Below are 16,962 nucleotides of genomic sequence, written 5' to 3' on the forward strand. Positions count from 1 at the left end.
TAGGAGGAAAATGAGATGAAACAGACGGAGCAATGGACTTCGAAATTAGGTTTTATAATGGCGGCAGCCGGATCAGCAATTGGACTTGGTGCGATATGGAAGTTCCCTTATATCGCTGGGAAGAGTGGGGGAGGAGCGTTCTTTTTAATATTTATATTATTTACTGTTTTAATTGGACTACCGCTACTTATAGCTGAATTTATGATTGGACGCAGTACGCAGAAACAAGCAGTTGGAGCATTTAAAAGCATCGCACCAAATACAGGATGGCATTGGATTGGACGCCTTGGTGTTGGAACTTGTTTTATACTACTTTCGTTTTATAGTGTTGTAGGTGGATGGGTATTAATTTATTTATTCAGAGGAATAACTGGACAACTGATTACTCCAGGACAAAATTACGGTACATTATTTACTGAAACAATTGGGAATCCTGCTTGGGCTATTATGGGACATTTCGCTTTTATGTTCATTACGATATGGGTTGTATCAAAGGGTGTACAAAACGGAATTGAAAAAGCAAGTAAATATATGTTGCCAGCATTGTTCGTTTTATTTGTCGCTCTTATTATTCGTTCGTTAACACTTGATGATGCAATGAAAGGTGTGAAGTTTTTCTTACAACCAGATTTCTCAAAGATTACTTCGGAAAGTATTTTGTTCGCAATGGGGCAATCATTCTTTGCAATTAGTATCGGGATTTCAATTATGGTTACGTATAGTTCCTATTTAAATAAAAAAGAAAGTTTACCAAAATCAGCAATAACAATTGTTGGATTAAATTTATTTGTTTCATTATTTGCAGGTCTTGCTATTTTTCCAGCCGTATTTTCATTAGGAATGGAGCCAACAGAAGGACCTGGATTACTGTTTATCGTATTACCATCTGTATTTAGTCAAATCCCATTCGGTGGATTTTTCTTAACAGTATTTCTTGCACTATTTACATTTGCGACATTAACATCAGCATTTTCTCTACTAGAAACTGTTGTTTCAGCATTAGCAAATGGTGAACAAGAAAGAAGAACGAAATTATCATGGATAATCGGCTTCTACATTTTCTTAGTAGGTATACCATCTGCGTTATCATTTGGAGTATGGAGTGATATTACGATTTTTGGAAAGAATATTTTTGATGCAGTAGACTTTTTATCTAGTAATATATTAATGCCACTTGGAGCACTATTTATTAGTATTTTCGTTTCATTCAAAATGGAGAAGAAGGTACTAGAAGCAGAGTTTTTTGTAGGTGGAAATTATGGAAAGAAAGTATTTACTTGTTGGGTATTTTTACTTCGATTTGTAGCACCGCTCGCAATCATTATCGTCTTTTTAAATGTAATAGGGATTATTTAACAATAAATGTTATAATATTCAGTAAAAAAGAAGATGGTGATGTTTATGGCGAATTTGATAGAAACAGGAGAGTATATGAATATTAGAGGGAAAAAGCTATACGTTGAAACACATGGAAATCCTAAAAATAAGCCAGTCTTATACTTGCATGGTGGACCAGGAGAGAGTTGTTATGATTTTTCATTTCATCAAGCGGAACGTTTAAAAGATTCTCTATATGTAATTATGATAGATCAAAGAGGTGTTGGTCGTTCAGAAGAAATTACTGAAGACGAAGCTTTTGGATTAAATGATTTGATTGAAGACTGTGAGGAATTAAAAAAAGTATTACAAATTGAGAAGTGGTCTATAATTGGACATTCTTTCGGTGGATATGTAGCATTGCTTTATGCGTCGATATATCCAAGTTCAATAGAGAAAATAATATTTGAAGGACCAACTTTTGATTTTGCATTAACAAGTAGAGCTTTGTTGCAAAAGACAGGGCATTTATTAAAAAAGTATGGAAAAGAAGAAGTAGCAAAAGAGTGCTTTGCTTATTCATCTAGCGATGCTAGTTCAGAAGAGTTGTTAGAAGCTTATATTAGATTAAGCGCTGAATTAGAAGAAAAAAGAATGGAGATTTACAATAATAAGGAAGATAGGACAGATGAGAGTTTATACAGTGATGAAGAGTGGGAAATATTTTCAAATCGCTCCAAAATGCACTTTGATAGATTAAAATTAGAGGGAGCATGTCATACATCATTATTATCAAAAATAAAAGATGTACAAAATCTAATGTTATTAATTGTAGGAAAACATGATGTAGTAACGTGTGAAGAACAAATTAAAACATTTAATAAAGATGCCCGAAACGGCAAGTATATCGTATTTGAAGAGAGCGGCCATTCACCTCATTATGAGGAAGCAGATAGATTTGCAGAAACAGTCATACATTTTTTGAAATGAAGAAAAGGGTGCTTCTATAAATGAGAGGCACCCTTTCTAAATTTCTGAATATGTGATTGTGATGTTAGGCCACTTACTTTGCCAATTCTTTTTTATAACTCTGTTTTTGTACATATGTAATCGTTCTTTCGATTCAAGAAAGTGAGCTGTTGGTTTCACTTGTAAGGAAAGGACATCTTCAATACCACATGGGGCTGTTAAGATAACGTTGTTTAGTTCATCAAGTGTAACTCCTAAAGCCGTTGCTGTTTCAGGGAATTTAGAAATAGCATTAACAGAAGAAGAATATGGTGGCATATTATTCACTACATGCATACGAGCTTGATTTTTTACAGACCAAGGGATAGTAGCATCAATATTCATTAATTTCGTTTCTAATGATTGTTCGTATATCTCATCTTGATGTAGACTATCATAATAAATCACATCAACATCAGGCATAGCCGTTTTCGCTTCATAGTCATGTAAAGTATCCCAAATTTTAGAACGAACAAATCCGGCACAAATCCACCAATCAGGTAGCTCTAGTGATTTTGCCATTTGTAATACATTCATCATCCATTCGTCGTTTTCTATTAAGCGAATTATATCTTTCTCTGTTTTGATCTTCATTGATAAATTCACCTTTCTAGTAAATTAATGCATCAGTTCAATAATCCATAAAATCCAGTAAGCACCTGGTACAAATAGCAGTTGTGCTAATAATGTGCCGAGAAGTCTAGAAATCATTAGCCAACCATACATTTTACTCATAGATTCAGCACCGCTTTCTGATTGTAGAGCACGTTCTGTTAAAAGAGCAATGCGTGGATCGAGTAATACAGTTAATAAAATAGTGGCGAAACCATTTACAAGGCCAGAAGCTGTACTTGCATTTGTTGCATAATCTGGATTTAAAAAAGAAGCGTAAAGGGCTGAAAGTACCCCTGCTGTATAAATAGCAGTAGCAAACATGTTAATAAGCATAATACGCTTTGGAATACCACCGATACGCAGTCTATGAATCATTTCTAACTTTGGAAAGCGGACATATTTTTTTGTGTACTTTAATTTTTGAATGTTATTCGTTTTCATCATTCGAATGAAAGAACCGTCTGTTTCAAAGTTTTGAATGACATATCCAAATAGTTTTGTCAAAGTTGGATACAGTATAATCGCAAGCAATGTACCGATAGAAGCAGATAATAGTACAAGACGTATAATATGCTCTAAATCAATAGAAGGATCTAGTTTTGCTTCGTCCACAATCCCGCCAAGTAAAAAGGCTTGTAGTAAGTTTGACGTTCTTGAAATGAGTAATACGATTCCTACGACGGATAATGCGACAGCAATCTTCTTTAAACGAACCCCCGCTAATCGAATACTATAAGAGCTTGTTTCAACTGCGTGAATCACAATTGTGAAAGCCATTATAAAAATTAACGTAATTGACATTTGTTTCACCAGTTTCTATTAAAATAATTGTAACTTTTTTACTTTATCATATCTATCGTATTTTGTAACTGAAAGTATGTGACATATGGAAATTGATTTTTCGAAAAATAGATAATGATAGTATAATAGGGAGAAGTGGAAGAGATGTTAGCACTTATTTATACCGTAAATTAAGTGGAGGAATGAAGCATGTATAAAACATTTCTATTTGATTTAGATGGAACTTTAACGGATCCGAAAGAAGGGATTGTAAACTCGGTTTTATATGCATTAAAAAAAGTAGGAATTGAAGAAGTACATATAAGTGAGCTAGATTCATTTATAGGTCCTCCTATTCAGCAATCATTCATAGAGAGATATAATATGAGTGAAGGAGAGGTTGAGCGTGCTGTTTTTTACTTCCGTGAGTATTTAAAGCAGCGTGGATTGTTTGAAAATAATGTATACGAGGGGATTCTGAAGCTCTTGCAACAATTAAAAAGTTCAGGGAATCGCATATTCGTAGCAACTTCAAAGCCCACTGTATTTGCGAAACAAGTTATAGAGCATTTTCAATTAACGAATTATTTCGAAGACATCATTGGAAGTAATTTAGATGGTACGAGAATAAAAAAAGAAGAAATAATTGCTCATATTTTACAAACACATGAAGAACTAAATAAAGAAGAAATGATAATGATTGGTGATAGAAAGCACGATATAATAGGTGCAAATCAGAATGGAATTGCTTCAATTGGTGTTTTATATGGCTATGGCTGTGAAAAAGAACTGACTGAAGTTAGTGCGACCTACATAGTGAAAGATGTTGAAGAACTGTATCATTTTTGTGTAGAGAAAAATTTAATACAGCAGTAAATATAGATTCTAGCAATCCCTTTATAACGTATGACGATGAATTCGTTTCTGTTTAAAGGGATTTTTCATATGTAATCGAATAATTATAATTAGACATTTTTAGCATAAAAATTTGTATGAATAAGAGGAGGGATGTCAGAATTAAAAGGTTATTAGAAATTTATCAATAAAATTTAGAATATTCTGTTTAATGGAGGGGTAAAATTGGAGTTAGTTATTATATTATTAGCACTAAGTTTACTTATGTTCGTAGCATACAGAGGTTTTTCTGTTATTTTATTCGCGCCGATATTTGCATTATTTGCAGTATTTTTGACAGAACCTAGTTATGTATTACCTTTCTTTTCTAATATCTTTATGGAGAAAATGGTTGGATTTATAAAATTATATTTTCCTGTGTTTTTATTAGGAGCAATATTTGGAAAAGTAGTGGAAATGTCAGGAATTGCAGATTCTATCGCAAAAACAATTATTGAGTTAGTTGGTGAAAAACGTACTATATTAGCGATTGTATTAATGGGGGCTATTTTAACGTATAGTGGTGTTAGTGTGTATGTAGTAGTGTTTGCTGTTTATCCGTTCGCAGCTAAGTTGTTTCGACAAGCTAATATTCCAAAGCGTTTAATCCCTGGAACGATTGTTCTTGGAGCAGTAACGTTTACAATGGATGCGCTGCCTGGATCACCACAAATTCAAAATGTAATACCTACAACATTTTTTAAAACGGATATTTATGCTGCACCGATACTTGGGATTGTAGGAGCAATTTTTGTTCTTACATTAGGTTTACTATATTTAGAGAGTAGACGTAAGAAGGCAAAAGCAGCAGGTGAAGGATATTTTGGTTTTAATGATGGAAATACTGAAATGGCAGCATCTTTGCAAGTAGAACAAAAAAATATGCCATTAATTAATAACATTGAAATCACAAGAGCACAACAACTTATTGCATTTATACCACTGATTTTAGTAGGTGTAATGAATAAAGTGTTTACTATTATGATACCGAAGTGGTATCCAAGCGGTTTTGATTTTTCTGCAATTGGTATGAAAGCATTTGGAAAAGTAGAATTAAGTGCAGTAGTAGGAATTTGGTCTGTAGAATTGGCACTTATTATAGGGATCTTAACAACGTTATTATTATATTGGAATCGAGTAGTAACAGGTTTCCAAGCTGGATTGAATACAAGTATTGGTGGAGCGCTACTTGCAACGATGAATACAGGAGCTGAGTTTGGATTCGGTGGTGTCATTGCAGCACTTCCAGGCTTCGCAATTATGAGAGATGGAATCTCTGCTACTTTCACAAATCCGTTAGTGAATGGTGCAGTAACGACGAATATTTTAGCTGGAATTACAGGCTCGGCATCAGGAGGAATGGGAATAGTATTAAGCGCAATGGGAGATAAATTTATTGCAGCGGCCAATCAATTTGATATTCCATTAGAAGTTATGCACCGTATCGTATCAATGGCATCAGGAGGAATGGATACACTACCACATAACGGGGCTATTATTACTATTCTTACAGTAACAGGATTAACTCATAAACAGTCATATAAAGATATATTTGCTATTACAATTTTGAAAACGGTTGCTGTATTTTTAGTTATCACATTCTATACTTTAACAGGAATCTATTAAAAATTCGAATCGTAAAGATTCATCAAATTGATAATTTATATTATGAAAAATTAATTTTGGTAAGAAGGGGTGGAGTACTTGCAACAAATTTCTGAGTTTCGTATGCCAAAGTCGGTATTATATGGAAGGAATTCGCTTGAAAAACTGGGAGAACAATCAAAAAAGTTAGGGAAAAGAGCTTTTATAGTTACTGATACAATTATGGAGAAATTAGGATATGTTGAAAAGTGTATGCAACAACTAAATAAGAAAGGTATTACTGTTAGTACATATAATAAAGTGGATGCTGAGCCTACAAATATACACGTATTAGAAGCGTTATCTCTTTGTAAAGAGGAAAAGTGCGATTTTATTATTGGTATTGGTGGTGGAAGTTGTATTGATGCTGCGAAAGCAGTAGCGGTTTTATATACAAATGGTGGAGAAGTTGAGGATTATGTCCAAAAGGATATTGAAATAGAAAACAATCCACTACCACTTATTGCAATTCCAACAACTTCTGGTACTGGTTCGGAAGTTACAAGTGTAGCAGTAATTACGAATAAAAAAACAGATGTAAAAATGATGATGAAGCATCCTAGTTTTATACCGAAAGTAGCAATTATAGATCCAGTTTTGACAAGTTCGTTACCACCACAAATTACGGCAGCAACAGGAATAGATGCGTTATGTCATGCGATTGAAGCTTATATTTCTAAATTTTCACAACCACTTACAGATGTACTTGCTCTTTCAGCTATTGAAAGTATTATGAAATATTTACGTATAGCATATGAAGATGGACATAACATGGAGGCAAGAGAAGCGATGATGATTGCTTCCTTACAAGCTGGAATTGCATTTTCGAATGCATCAGTTACATTAGTTCATGGAATGTCAAGGCCAGTGGGAGCATTATTTCATGTACCGCATGGAATATCAAATGCCATACTATTACCTACAGTGTTAGAGTTTACAAAAACAAGTGCAGTGAAAAGGTTAGCAAAAATTGGGCGTAGTTTAAATAAGGATTTGTATTCGAATTCTGATGAGGAAGTAGCAGACTATACGCTTTGGGAAATAAAAAAGCTTTGCTATGATCTTCGTATTCCAAATTTAAAAGAATACGGAATCGATGAAATTGAATTTGAAAATGCTATCTCTAAAATGGCATCAGATGCAATTGAAAGTGGTAGCCCAGCTAATAACCCACGTGTTCCATCATATGATGAAATCAAAGAGTTGTATCGAGAGTGTTTTAATTATAAGTATAAAGAATTTATAAAAATATCAGATCGTTAATTTCAGAATATTCTATAAAAATTTCCTTGGAAATGAAAGTACAATTATTCTATATTTACGTTAAAACAAGACCTTATATTCCAAACTTAAAGTCTTGTTTTATTGTGTATAATATACATAATAAAATGTTGTTATTAGTTTTATAAAAAAGTTTAGGTAGGTGTTGTTTATATGAAAACGATAGGTCTTATAGGTGGTATGAGTTGGGAATCAACTTCAGAATATTATCGAATTATTAATGAAGAAATAAAAGAGAGATTAGGAGGGCTACATTCAGCAAAATGTTTGATTAATAGTGTGGATTTTGAAGAGATTGAACGATGTCAGTCTAGCGGAGATTGGGATGGTGCTGGAGAAATTCTAGGGAATGCGGCATATTCATTACAAAAGGGAGGAGCAGACTTTATAATTATTTGTACAAATACAATGCATAAGGTAGTTGGAAAAATAAAGGCGAAAATTGATATTCCAGTCTTACATATTGCTGATGCAACTGCAAAAGAAATTAAAAGAAAAGACATTCAAAAGGTTGGTCTGCTTGGAACTAAATATACAATGGAGCAAGATTTCTATAAGTCACGTATGGAAGAAAATAATATAAAAGTAATAGTACCATCAGAAAAAATAGAAAAGAAATAAATAAAGTAATATATACAGAATTATGTTTAGGAAAAATAGTATCTCAATCTAGAGAATATTATAAAAGAGTCATCGAAGAGTTAGTGCAAAAAGGAGCACAGGGAATCATATTAGGTTGTACAGAAATAGGATTATTAATAAAGCAAGAAAACGTATCTGTCCCGATATTTGATACAACTCATATACATGCAATTGAAGCAGTCAAGGTAGCTCTAGATAGAGTATAATTATATTATGTAAACTTGATTCGTATATCTGGAAAACATTCAGAAAATATTTTATAATGTAAGTGGTTACATTTAAGGGGGAATGCGTATGCTTTCAGTTCAACCAATCGCATTTGTACATAATGAAAGAAAGGAAATAAAAGATGATGAGTGGGGAGAAGTAAGATCCTATATTACTTTAACTGAAATGTATGCAGAAGAAAGTATACAAGGGATTGAAGATTTTTCTCATATTGAAGTTGTTTTTTATTTTCATAAAGTAACTGACGAGCAAATTCAGTATTTTGCTAGACATCCTAGAAATAATAAGGATTATCCTGAAGTAGGTATTTTTGCACAGCGCGGGAAAAATCGTCCGAATCGCATAGGTGTAACAATTGTCAAGATGATCAAAAGAGAAGGTAAATCAATTATTGTTGAGGGATTAGATGCTATTGATGGCACTCCTATATTGGATATAAAACCAATAATGAAAGGGTTTATGCCGACAGAAGAAATACACCAGCCTAAATGGGCAACGGATATAATGAGACAGTATTGGAAGGGGAATGGAGTAAAATGAGAATATATGAGGCAACAATTGCAGATTTAGATGGACTAGCATCAGTTTTTAATAACTATCGCATATTTTATAGACAAGATTCTGATTTAGAAGGGGCAAAAGTATTTTTACGAAATCGAATTGAGAGAAAAGAGTCCGTTATTTTCGTAGCAGTTGAAGACGGCGAATATATTGGGTTCACACAACTATATCCATCATTTTCTTCCATTTCAATGAAAGAATTATGGATTTTAAATGATTTATTTGTACAAGCTACTAAGCGCGGGGCAGGAACAGGTAAAAAATTATTAGAAGCTGCTAAAGAATACGCATTAGAAAATGGAGCAAAAGGTGTAAAATTACAAACAGAGATTGATAATTTATCAGCACAACGATTATATGCTGAAAATGGCTATTTGAGAGATAATCGTTATTTCCATTATGAATTAACGTTTTAAATAATAATAGATTAAAAGAGGCGCTTTCATTTTGAAAACGCCTCTTTTAATTTGTATTATAGTTGATTTAAAATCCAGTTTGTTGCATCTTCAAAGTTATCTGCAATGTAGTTTGGTTCAATATGTGCCCATTTGTCTCGGTACGTATGCAAAGCATCATACCCAGCGCCTGTTCGGACTAGAATCGTTGTCGCATTTACTTTTGCCCCTGCAACAATATCAGTCCAGCGATCGCCAACTACAGCACATTGTGTTAAATCAAGTCCATGTTTTTTTGCTGCTTTAAGCAGCATGCCTGTACTTGGTTTACGGCATTCACAACCATCACCGTGTTTATGAGGACATACATAAACATCATCAAAACCGAAGCCTTCTAATTCTTGTACAAAATCGGCTACAGTTGCTATTCCATCTGCGATACCAGGTTGATTTGTGAAAGAGAAAATTTTTATATTTTTAGCTTTTAGTTTTTGCAAGGATGTTTTTGTGAATGGAAATAATGAAAAAGATCCTGGATAATGTATTGTAGTGTCACCACCAATTGTACCGTCACGATCAATGAAAATTGCTTTAATGTTTGTCATAGTTATAGTCCCTTCAATTTATAATTAGTTTAAAAATGTTTTACAAATCGGTAGCCATTTACCTCATAGCCTAATTTTTTGTAAAAAGGATGAGCTTCTACTCTTTTTGTTCCACTAACTAGCCATGTGCCAATGCAATTATGTTTCTTTGCTAATTGTTCTGCATAATCCATCAAAACTTGTCCAATGCCTTTACGTCGTATGTTAGAATCAACGCTAATAATTGAAATCTCTCCATAACGTGTTACATCTTCTAAATTTTCACGTATACGAAATCCAAGTAATCCAAATATAGCTTCTTCTTCCTCGTAAACATATAAAAAATCAAACGGACTCATTTGTACGAATTGTAGGCGGTTGTTCATATCTTCATAGGAAATAGAGGAACCTTTTAATTCTTTCGTTAAAGAACAAAGTGCGTCTATATCATCTATCGTTGCTTCACGAATTTGAAAAGACATATTATCAACTCCAATAAAATGTAATCAAACATTTAATATTCTGTTAAAAAATGTTTTTTCCTGCTATGAAAATAAATATTTTATAATGATATATAGATAGTTATATGTTATTCTTTTCCTTGATTGTATTGGAAACGGAAAGAAGGGGAATGCATGTTAAAAGTAAATATCCGCTCAGCTGGATATGAAATAGGCGAAAAAACAATTCATGATATAGCTTTTTCTATCGAAAAAGGTGAACTAGTTGCTCTTATTGGAGCAAATGGTGCTGGGAAAAGTACGACGATTAAAACGATACTCGGATTACTTGTAAATATGGACGGTGAAATATCATTCGGTGAAAAGAAAAATCCGTATGCATACGTACCAGAACATCCAACATACTATGATTACTTGACGCTCTGGGAACATATTGAATTATTAATGGCAGCTCGTGGAAGTGAAATGGGAAGTTGGGAAGAACGAGCGGAACAATTATTACATACTTTTCGAATGAATAAGCATAAACATGAGTATTTATCAAAGTTTTCAAAAGGCATGAAACAAAAATCTATGCTAATATTGGCGTTTTTAACTGAGCCAGATTTTTATATCATTGACGAACCTTTTATCGGTTTAGATCCAGTAGCTACGAAAGAGTTTTTAAATTATTTATATAAAGAAAAAGAGCGCGGGGCAGGAATTTTACTTTGTACGCACGTATTAGATACTGCTGAAAAAATTTGTGAAAGATTTTTACTCATTTCACAAGGTACATTAGTCGCAGATGGACATTTAGAATCTATTCAAATATTAGCGGAAATGCCGGGTAGTTCATTATTAGACTGCTTTGATGTAATTGTAAGGCGTGAACAACATGATTAAACAACAATTTTATAAGAGATTACGCCATGAACTTGAGCGGAAATGGAAGTCTATACGTTCGGTAACAGATTGGACAGTCGCATTATATATCATTATTCCAGCACTTATATTTATGGGAATCTATTATCGATCGCTATGGATAAATGAATTATCAACGGAAGAGACGATTTATTTCGGATTAGGATTACTCGCATTTTATCTAGTAACATATCCAAGAGGAGTTCGTTCATTTTTTGAGCAAGCGGATAGTTTATTTTTAATTTCGTATGCAACACATATGCGAAAATTAGTCCAGTATGGCATGATGTACACATTTGTTCGAATAGCGATAACGAATATAATAGTAGTCGTTATTATGTTACCGGTGTTGATGAAAAGTATCGGAGTAACAGAGATACAAGTCCTATTATTTTGGGTATTCTTTACTATATTTCGATTTATGTTGTCGTTGTTAACGAGATTTGTTCATGTACATGTGGGGAAACGATGGGTTTTATGGATTGTAAAAAATGTAGTATTTTCTATGAGCGTGTCCTTTTTTGGAATTAGTTTATTTTTTATTTATAAAAATCCGTTGTATTCAATTTTATTTATCGGTCTAGTAATTTTCTTAAGTAGTGTATTAGTAAAAGAGAAAATGAATTATAAAAAGTTCTTTTTTAAAGAAATCGAGAAAGAAAAGGAGGAAAGCATGCGCTGGACGAGCGGAATTATGCAAGTTGGTGGTCATGCGGCTAAACCGAGTAGTTCGAATAAAAAAACGTGGATGTTTCCGCGCTCTAAAAGACTTTTAGGGAAAAAAGCTGATTCTCGTATTGTCGAATCTTTTTTGAAAGAATTTTTCCGTACAAGTACTGCACGAATATTTTATATTCAAATTGTATGTATCAGTACTGCAAGTATAATTATGACTCCAAGGTGGATTGCAGCTATTGTTCTCGTATTTGCTGTAGTTGCAATTTCTCGCTATGCACGTGATTATTGGAATGAATTTACGAATAAGATGTTTCTTCGTTTATATTGTGATGAAGGGAAATTACTATTGTTAAGATGGAAGGCAGATCGTTATTTACTACTACCAGCAATACTTTTATATGGAATAGTTATACTTTCACAGTTTTATTTATTGCCAGCTGTGGTAGGCAGTGTTGTTTTTATTTTATTAATTGTATGGATTGTATTTCTACCATTAAAAAAGAGCCATTGACGGCTCTTTTTCTAGTCTGTAACACATTGATAAATAAAATATACTAAAACGAGTATACTTGCGGCGGAATACATGACATCTAAAGTCATCTGATCGCCTCCTTATTGTTGTTGTATTTTTATTGTATGAAATCTTACAATTTCATATTCAAGTGAAAAATATGTGAACGTTAACAAAATTGTAAAGTGCAAAAATTATAATCATTTTGTATAATAGAAGAAACCACCGTTATATAAAAAATAATGAGTGAAAGGGGAGGGAACATAAATGCCAAATTGGTTTAGAAAAACCTTAGTCACATTAATTACCGTATTTACATTTGGTTTAGTGACGCCTCCTTCCATATTACTTGATAATGCCAAAGCTGCGGACAAGCCTACGAGCACAGCTGGGCAACAAAGTTTGGAGAGCACGTCCTATACATATGAAGAAACGAATGACAGGTTAACCACCGATACTTTTATTACTTATGCAATGCAAGAAGCAGAGAAGCAGTCGATGCAAAAGTTTGGTACTAAAATTGGTCCAGTAATTGAAGATGAATTTAAAGATGTAATATTACCAAAAATTGAAGAGGCAATTGCTGAGCTTGCTAGTGATGTACCAGAAGACTCACTACAATCATTAGCGATTTCTCAAAAACCAGCTGGTGGAAATAATGAAAAGATTTTTCACGTCTACGATACGAAATCAGGAAATGATTTATTGCGTTTCCATGTAAGAAGAGATCATCCACCACAAGATGGTTATTATTTTAATTTCCATTATCACCGTTTTGATGATGGATACTCTGGACATCATGAGTTAGGAAATATTTATTGGAATACAAATGTACCGCCGAAATGGTTGTCTTAAAAAGAACAAGAGAAAATCTTGTTCTTTTTTATTTTTATAGAAGGGACAGACAACTATGTTGTTGAATAACATAGGTTTAGAAAAAAGAAGCAAAAGGAGTATGGAGATGCAAAAATATATTGTTTTTGACTTTGATGGCACATTAGTAGATTCACAAAATATATTTGTACGGATTTATAATCAACTTGCTGAAAAACATGGGTATAAAGCAGTAAAGGAAGAAGAAATTGAGCATTTACGTAAATTAACGATGCCAGAGAGATGTAAACAACTTGATGTACCACTGTATAAATTACCGATATTAGCGTTGGAATTTTATAAATTATATCAGCCTGCTATAAAAAATCTCGTTTTGTTCCATGGAATGAAAGATGTATTAGATAAACTACATAAAAAAGGCTACGGAATTGCAGTCATATCATCGAACTCAGAAGAGCATATTCGGGCTTTTTTACACAAGAATGGTATCGAAAATATTCAAGAAGTGTATTGTTCTAAAAATTTGTTTGGTAAAGATAAAATGATAAAAAGGTTTTTAAAATCGAAAAAAATAACAGAGAAAGATATGTTATACGTTGGTGATGAACAGCGAGATGTAGCAGCGTGTAAAAAGGCTGAAGTGAACGTAATTTGGGTATCTTGGGGATATGATGTTATTGAAACAGTGAAAAAAGATGCACCAGATTATATGGTTCATAAGCCGATGGAAATTGTGGAAGTAGTACAAGGAGCGTATTCTTAATATGAATACACTTCGAGCAGGCATTCATCATATTGAATTTTGGGTAGCGAATTTGGAGGAGTCCATTTGTTTTTATAATAAGTTGTTTTCCATAATTGGATGGAGAAAGTTAAATGAAGTAGCATATAGCACAGGAGAAAGTGAAATATATTTTAAAGAAGTAGATGAGGAAATCGTAAGGACGTTAGGGCCTAGACATATTTGTTATCAAGCTATTCATAGAGAGGTAGTTGATGAAGTAGCAGATTTTCTTTCTAGTACGAAAGTGAAGGTAATACGTGGTCCAATTGAAATGAATCATTATTCGGAAGGTTACTATACGATTGATTTTTACGATCCAAATGGATTTATTGTAGAAGTTGCCTATACACCAAATGCAGAAATGTAAGGGGAATAGATATGAAGATAATTACAGCACGGCAAAACAATATACAAATTGTAAAAGATGCAGTGGATATTAAAGAAATTTCTAAAGGTTTTTCGCCTGATAAGAAATATATAATTACGAGTGCGAATAATGAAAAATATTTATTGCGGACAGGCGATATAAAAGAGTATGAAAGAAAGAAAATAGAGTTTCAAATTTTAAATGAAATGCAAAACCGTAGTGTGCAAGCACAAAAACCAATTGAAATGGGTTTGTTGGCAGAAGAAGGTTTATGCTATGGTATCTTTTCATATTTAGAAGGGGAGGAGGCGAAGAAGCTATTGCCTACGTATTCACCAAAAGAACAATATGATATTGGTATAGAGGCAGGAAAAGATTTAGCAAAAATGCATACATATGAAGCTCCTAATGATATACTTCCATGGTATGAAAGAGCAATGAAGAAACATAGTAAATATGTAGAGGCATACAAAACATGTGGAATAAAAATAAAAAATGATGATAAAATCATAAAGTTTATAGAAGAAAATGAAAAATATTTAAAGAACCGCCCGAATCGATTTCAACACGATGATTTTCACTTAGAAAATATAATTGTACGGGATGGAAAATATGTAGGTGTTGTTGATTTTAATGGCTACGACTGGGGCGATCCACTTCATGATTTTGTAAAAATTGCACTGTTTGCAAGGGACATTAGTATTCCGTATTCAATCGGACAAATAGAAGGATACTTTAATAGGAAAATACCAGAGGAGTTCTGGAAATTATACACGGTGTATGTTGGCATGACAGTTTTCTCCTCGATTGTCTGGACATTACGAGCAGCGCCGCATATGTTAGATGATATGTTAGAGCGTCTTACTATAGTTTTAGAGGATCATAATAACTTTGAGTTATCGAAGCCAATTTGGTTTCAACTAGATAAGATTGATAAGGAATAGAAAAGGTAGGTGTAATTCGCACCTACCTTTATTTTTTACCATCAAAATACTTATTTAATTTTCTTAAATGTAAGCGGCTGAGTACTTAATGTAGCTGGTACATATAACTGAAGGGATGGGAATTCACCACTTACATTCATTTCATAAGCGAATAATAAGCTCATTTTCATTTGGAATAAGTCAACTTTTGCAGAGAAGATGTCGTAATGATGATGCCCTAATTGAATATCCATTTCCATAAATTGTACATATAACGAATCATCTCGTTTGTATACTTGTAATGTTCTGTATGCAGGATGTTCAAAAGTACCAGTATAATCCTCTAACTTGTGCGAAGGTGTAGTCCCTTTAATTTGTTCAGGGAGGGATTCAGTTGCTTCTTTCATCATTTCCTTCATTTTTTTAGTATCTTCTACAGCACGTTTATGCCAATCAATGGATTCTAATTCAAGTAGTTCGTCATAAATTTGATTAGCCAGATAAGTAGGAAGTAATGTTCCTCCAGCATTCGTTAAAATGACAAGGCCTATGTTTTCTGTTGGTATGAATGAAACAAGCGCTGAAAATCCATCGATATTACCGCCATGATGAATCACTTTTTTACCACGATAAGCGCTAATAAACCAACCAAGACCGTAACTATTTAATGGAGATTCAGGGAGTGATAAAACCGGTTGATCTGGAATTGAATTGTGTGGTGTATACATTTGTTGTAATAATTCAGAGGAGATTAATTCATGATCTCCAAATTTTCCTTCATTTAAGTGGAGAAGTACCCAATTTGCCATATCTTCAATTGTAGAATTAATACACCCAGCAGCGCCAACTGTATCGATGTTATGGAATGGAACTTCTTTTATTTCACCTTCATTTTCAACGTAAGGTAAAGCATAATCATCTGTAGTTTGTGAATCTGTAACAGAGAAGTTTGTTTGATTCATATTTAAAGGCTCTAAAATATGTTCTGTAGTGTATTGCTCCCACGTTTGATTTGTAATGTTTTCAACAATGTAGCTAATTGTTGCATACATTAAGTTGTTATATAGAAATGCAGTCCGGAACGGTGCATCAAGTGGTAAATGTTTTATTTTTTCAACGAGATCTTTTCGAGATAAGGAAGAACTGTACCAAAGGGCCTCATGACGACTCACTCCAGTTCGATGAGAAGCTAAATCCAGTCCTGTAACTTGTGAGCTAGCAAGTAGTTCAGATAAAGTAAAGTTAGGTATATAAGACTGGATAGGGGTATCCCAATTAAACTTTTTTTGCTGTGCTAACAAACTTAATGAAAGTGTGCCAAATGCTTTCGTTGAGGAACCGATTGCGAATCGAGTATTCGGTGTAACAGCCTCTTTTGTTACTATATTACGATAGCCAAAACCTTCTGAAATAATAACGTCACCGTCTTTTATAACAGCGACAGCAGCACCAGGAACATTTAAATCCTTCATCATTTTTTCAACCGTTGTTTGTAAAGAAGTCATAACAGGCGTTCCAAGTTTAGACATACTTCTAACCTCCAAATATAAAT

At 33.4% G+C, this 16,962-nt stretch carries 18 protein-coding genes and 1 pseudogene; 14 read left to right on the top strand and 5 right to left on the bottom strand.

The window, feature by feature from the left end; all coding sequences use genetic code 11:
• Positions 1-15: 15 nt before the first annotated feature.
• Together BAQ53_RS10315 and BAQ53_RS10320 are read left to right on the top strand one after the other, a co-directional pair.
• Positions 16-1,356, top strand: coding sequence for a sodium-dependent transporter (locus tag BAQ53_RS10315; RefSeq protein ID WP_208906831.1), 1,341 nt, complete (start codon positions 16-18; stop codon positions 1,354-1,356).
• A gap of 45 nt (positions 1,357-1,401) precedes the next feature.
• Positions 1,402-2,307: an alpha/beta fold hydrolase gene (locus tag BAQ53_RS10320; protein WP_074594794.1), complete on the top strand. Its 906-nt coding sequence runs from the start codon at positions 1,402-1,404 to the stop codon at positions 2,305-2,307.
• A gap of 36 nt (positions 2,308-2,343) precedes the next feature.
• On the opposite strand, the gene BAQ53_RS10325 is transcribed toward BAQ53_RS10320, so the two are convergent.
• The gene (locus BAQ53_RS10325; RefSeq protein ID WP_151522085.1) at positions 2,344-2,919 is read right to left on the bottom strand and encodes a nucleotidyltransferase family protein; all 576 of its coding nucleotides are present in this window, start codon (positions 2,917-2,919) and stop codon (positions 2,344-2,346) included.
• 24 nt (positions 2,920-2,943) lie between these two features.
• Positions 2,944-3,741 carry a lipid II flippase Amj family protein gene (locus tag BAQ53_RS10330; protein ID WP_000028912.1) on the bottom strand — a complete coding sequence of 266 codons (798 nt, stop codon included), beginning with the start codon at positions 3,739-3,741 and terminating at the stop codon, positions 2,944-2,946.
• Between the two features lie 189 nt (positions 3,742-3,930).
• On the opposite strand from BAQ53_RS10330, the gene BAQ53_RS10335 reads away from it, so the two are divergent.
• The 6 genes and pseudogenes from BAQ53_RS10335 to BAQ53_RS10360 all read left to right on the top strand — a co-directional run bounded on the left by BAQ53_RS10335 (position 3,931) and on the right by BAQ53_RS10360 (position 9,386).
• A complete protein-coding gene (locus BAQ53_RS10335) occupies positions 3,931-4,596 on the top strand; it encodes an HAD family hydrolase (protein ID WP_000278478.1) in 666 nt (221 codons plus the stop codon).
• A gap of 204 nt (positions 4,597-4,800) precedes the next feature.
• Positions 4,801-6,240 (top strand): GntP family permease, encoded by a 1,440-nt coding sequence (locus BAQ53_RS10340; RefSeq protein WP_151522084.1) that lies wholly within the window; start codon positions 4,801-4,803, stop codon positions 6,238-6,240.
• Between the two features lie 78 nt (positions 6,241-6,318).
• On the top strand, positions 6,319-7,521 hold the full coding sequence (locus BAQ53_RS10345) for an iron-containing alcohol dehydrogenase (RefSeq protein WP_208906832.1): 1,203 nt from the start codon (positions 6,319-6,321) through the stop codon (positions 7,519-7,521).
• A 171-nt stretch (positions 7,522-7,692) separates the two neighbouring features.
• Positions 7,693-8,387, top strand: a pseudogene (locus tag BAQ53_RS10350) (aspartate/glutamate racemase family protein).
• A gap of 88 nt (positions 8,388-8,475) precedes the next feature.
• Complete coding sequence (locus BAQ53_RS10355; RefSeq protein ID WP_151522082.1) at positions 8,476-8,949, top strand: SAM-dependent methyltransferase; 474 nt, start codon at positions 8,476-8,478, stop codon at positions 8,947-8,949.
• Positions 8,946-9,386: a GNAT family N-acetyltransferase gene (locus BAQ53_RS10360; protein WP_046946353.1), complete on the top strand. Its 441-nt coding sequence runs from the start codon at positions 8,946-8,948 to the stop codon at positions 9,384-9,386. The genes BAQ53_RS10355 and BAQ53_RS10360 overlap by 4 nt, the downstream gene beginning before the upstream one ends.
• 56 nt (positions 9,387-9,442) lie before the next feature.
• Here the strand turns inward: BAQ53_RS10360 and BAQ53_RS10365 are convergent, their stop codons facing one another.
• Together BAQ53_RS10365 and BAQ53_RS10370 are read right to left on the bottom strand one after the other, a co-directional pair.
• Complete coding sequence (locus BAQ53_RS10365; protein ID WP_000181773.1) at positions 9,443-9,970, bottom strand: HAD-IIIA family hydrolase; 528 nt, start codon at positions 9,968-9,970, stop codon at positions 9,443-9,445.
• A 29-nt stretch (positions 9,971-9,999) separates the two neighbouring features.
• Positions 10,000-10,431, bottom strand: a complete 432-nt coding sequence (locus BAQ53_RS10370) for a GNAT family N-acetyltransferase (protein ID WP_000009776.1) — start codon at positions 10,429-10,431, stop codon at positions 10,000-10,002.
• 153 nt (positions 10,432-10,584) lie between these two features.
• On the opposite strand from BAQ53_RS10370, the gene BAQ53_RS10375 reads away from it, so the two are divergent.
• From BAQ53_RS10375 to BAQ53_RS10400, 6 genes are all read left to right on the top strand, one after another.
• Positions 10,585-11,295: an ABC transporter ATP-binding protein gene (locus BAQ53_RS10375; protein WP_017674125.1), complete on the top strand. Its 711-nt coding sequence runs from the start codon at positions 10,585-10,587 to the stop codon at positions 11,293-11,295.
• Positions 11,288-12,502 carry an ABC transporter permease gene (locus BAQ53_RS10380; RefSeq protein WP_208906833.1) on the top strand — a complete coding sequence of 405 codons (1,215 nt, stop codon included), beginning with the start codon at positions 11,288-11,290 and terminating at the stop codon, positions 12,500-12,502. The genes BAQ53_RS10375 and BAQ53_RS10380 overlap by 8 nt, the downstream gene beginning before the upstream one ends.
• A gap of 267 nt (positions 12,503-12,769) precedes the next feature.
• Entirely contained in the window at positions 12,770-13,357 is a 588-nt protein-coding gene (locus tag BAQ53_RS10385) for a YpjP family protein (protein WP_208906834.1), read from the top strand.
• A gap of 106 nt (positions 13,358-13,463) precedes the next feature.
• Positions 13,464-14,099, top strand: a complete 636-nt coding sequence (locus tag BAQ53_RS10390; RefSeq protein ID WP_001175004.1) for an HAD family hydrolase — start codon at positions 13,464-13,466, stop codon at positions 14,097-14,099.
• 1 nt (position 14,100) lies between these two features.
• Positions 14,101-14,487: a VOC family protein gene (locus BAQ53_RS10395; RefSeq protein ID WP_001094649.1), complete on the top strand. Its 387-nt coding sequence runs from the start codon at positions 14,101-14,103 to the stop codon at positions 14,485-14,487.
• 11 nt (positions 14,488-14,498) lie between these two features.
• Positions 14,499-15,431 (top strand): aminoglycoside phosphotransferase family protein, encoded by a 933-nt coding sequence (locus BAQ53_RS10400; RefSeq protein ID WP_000692076.1) that lies wholly within the window; start codon positions 14,499-14,501, stop codon positions 15,429-15,431.
• Between the two features lie 50 nt (positions 15,432-15,481).
• On the opposite strand, the gene BAQ53_RS10405 is transcribed toward BAQ53_RS10400, so the two are convergent.
• Positions 15,482-16,939 carry a serine hydrolase gene (locus BAQ53_RS10405; protein WP_208906835.1) on the bottom strand — a complete coding sequence of 486 codons (1,458 nt, stop codon included), beginning with the start codon at positions 16,937-16,939 and terminating at the stop codon, positions 15,482-15,484.
• Positions 16,940-16,962 lie beyond the last annotated feature (23 nt).

The sequence above is a fragment of the Bacillus sp. B25(2016b) genome (assembly GCF_001679765.1).
GTDB classification, from domain to species: domain Bacteria; phylum Bacillota; class Bacilli; order Bacillales; family Bacillaceae_G; genus Bacillus_A; species Bacillus_A thuringiensis_K.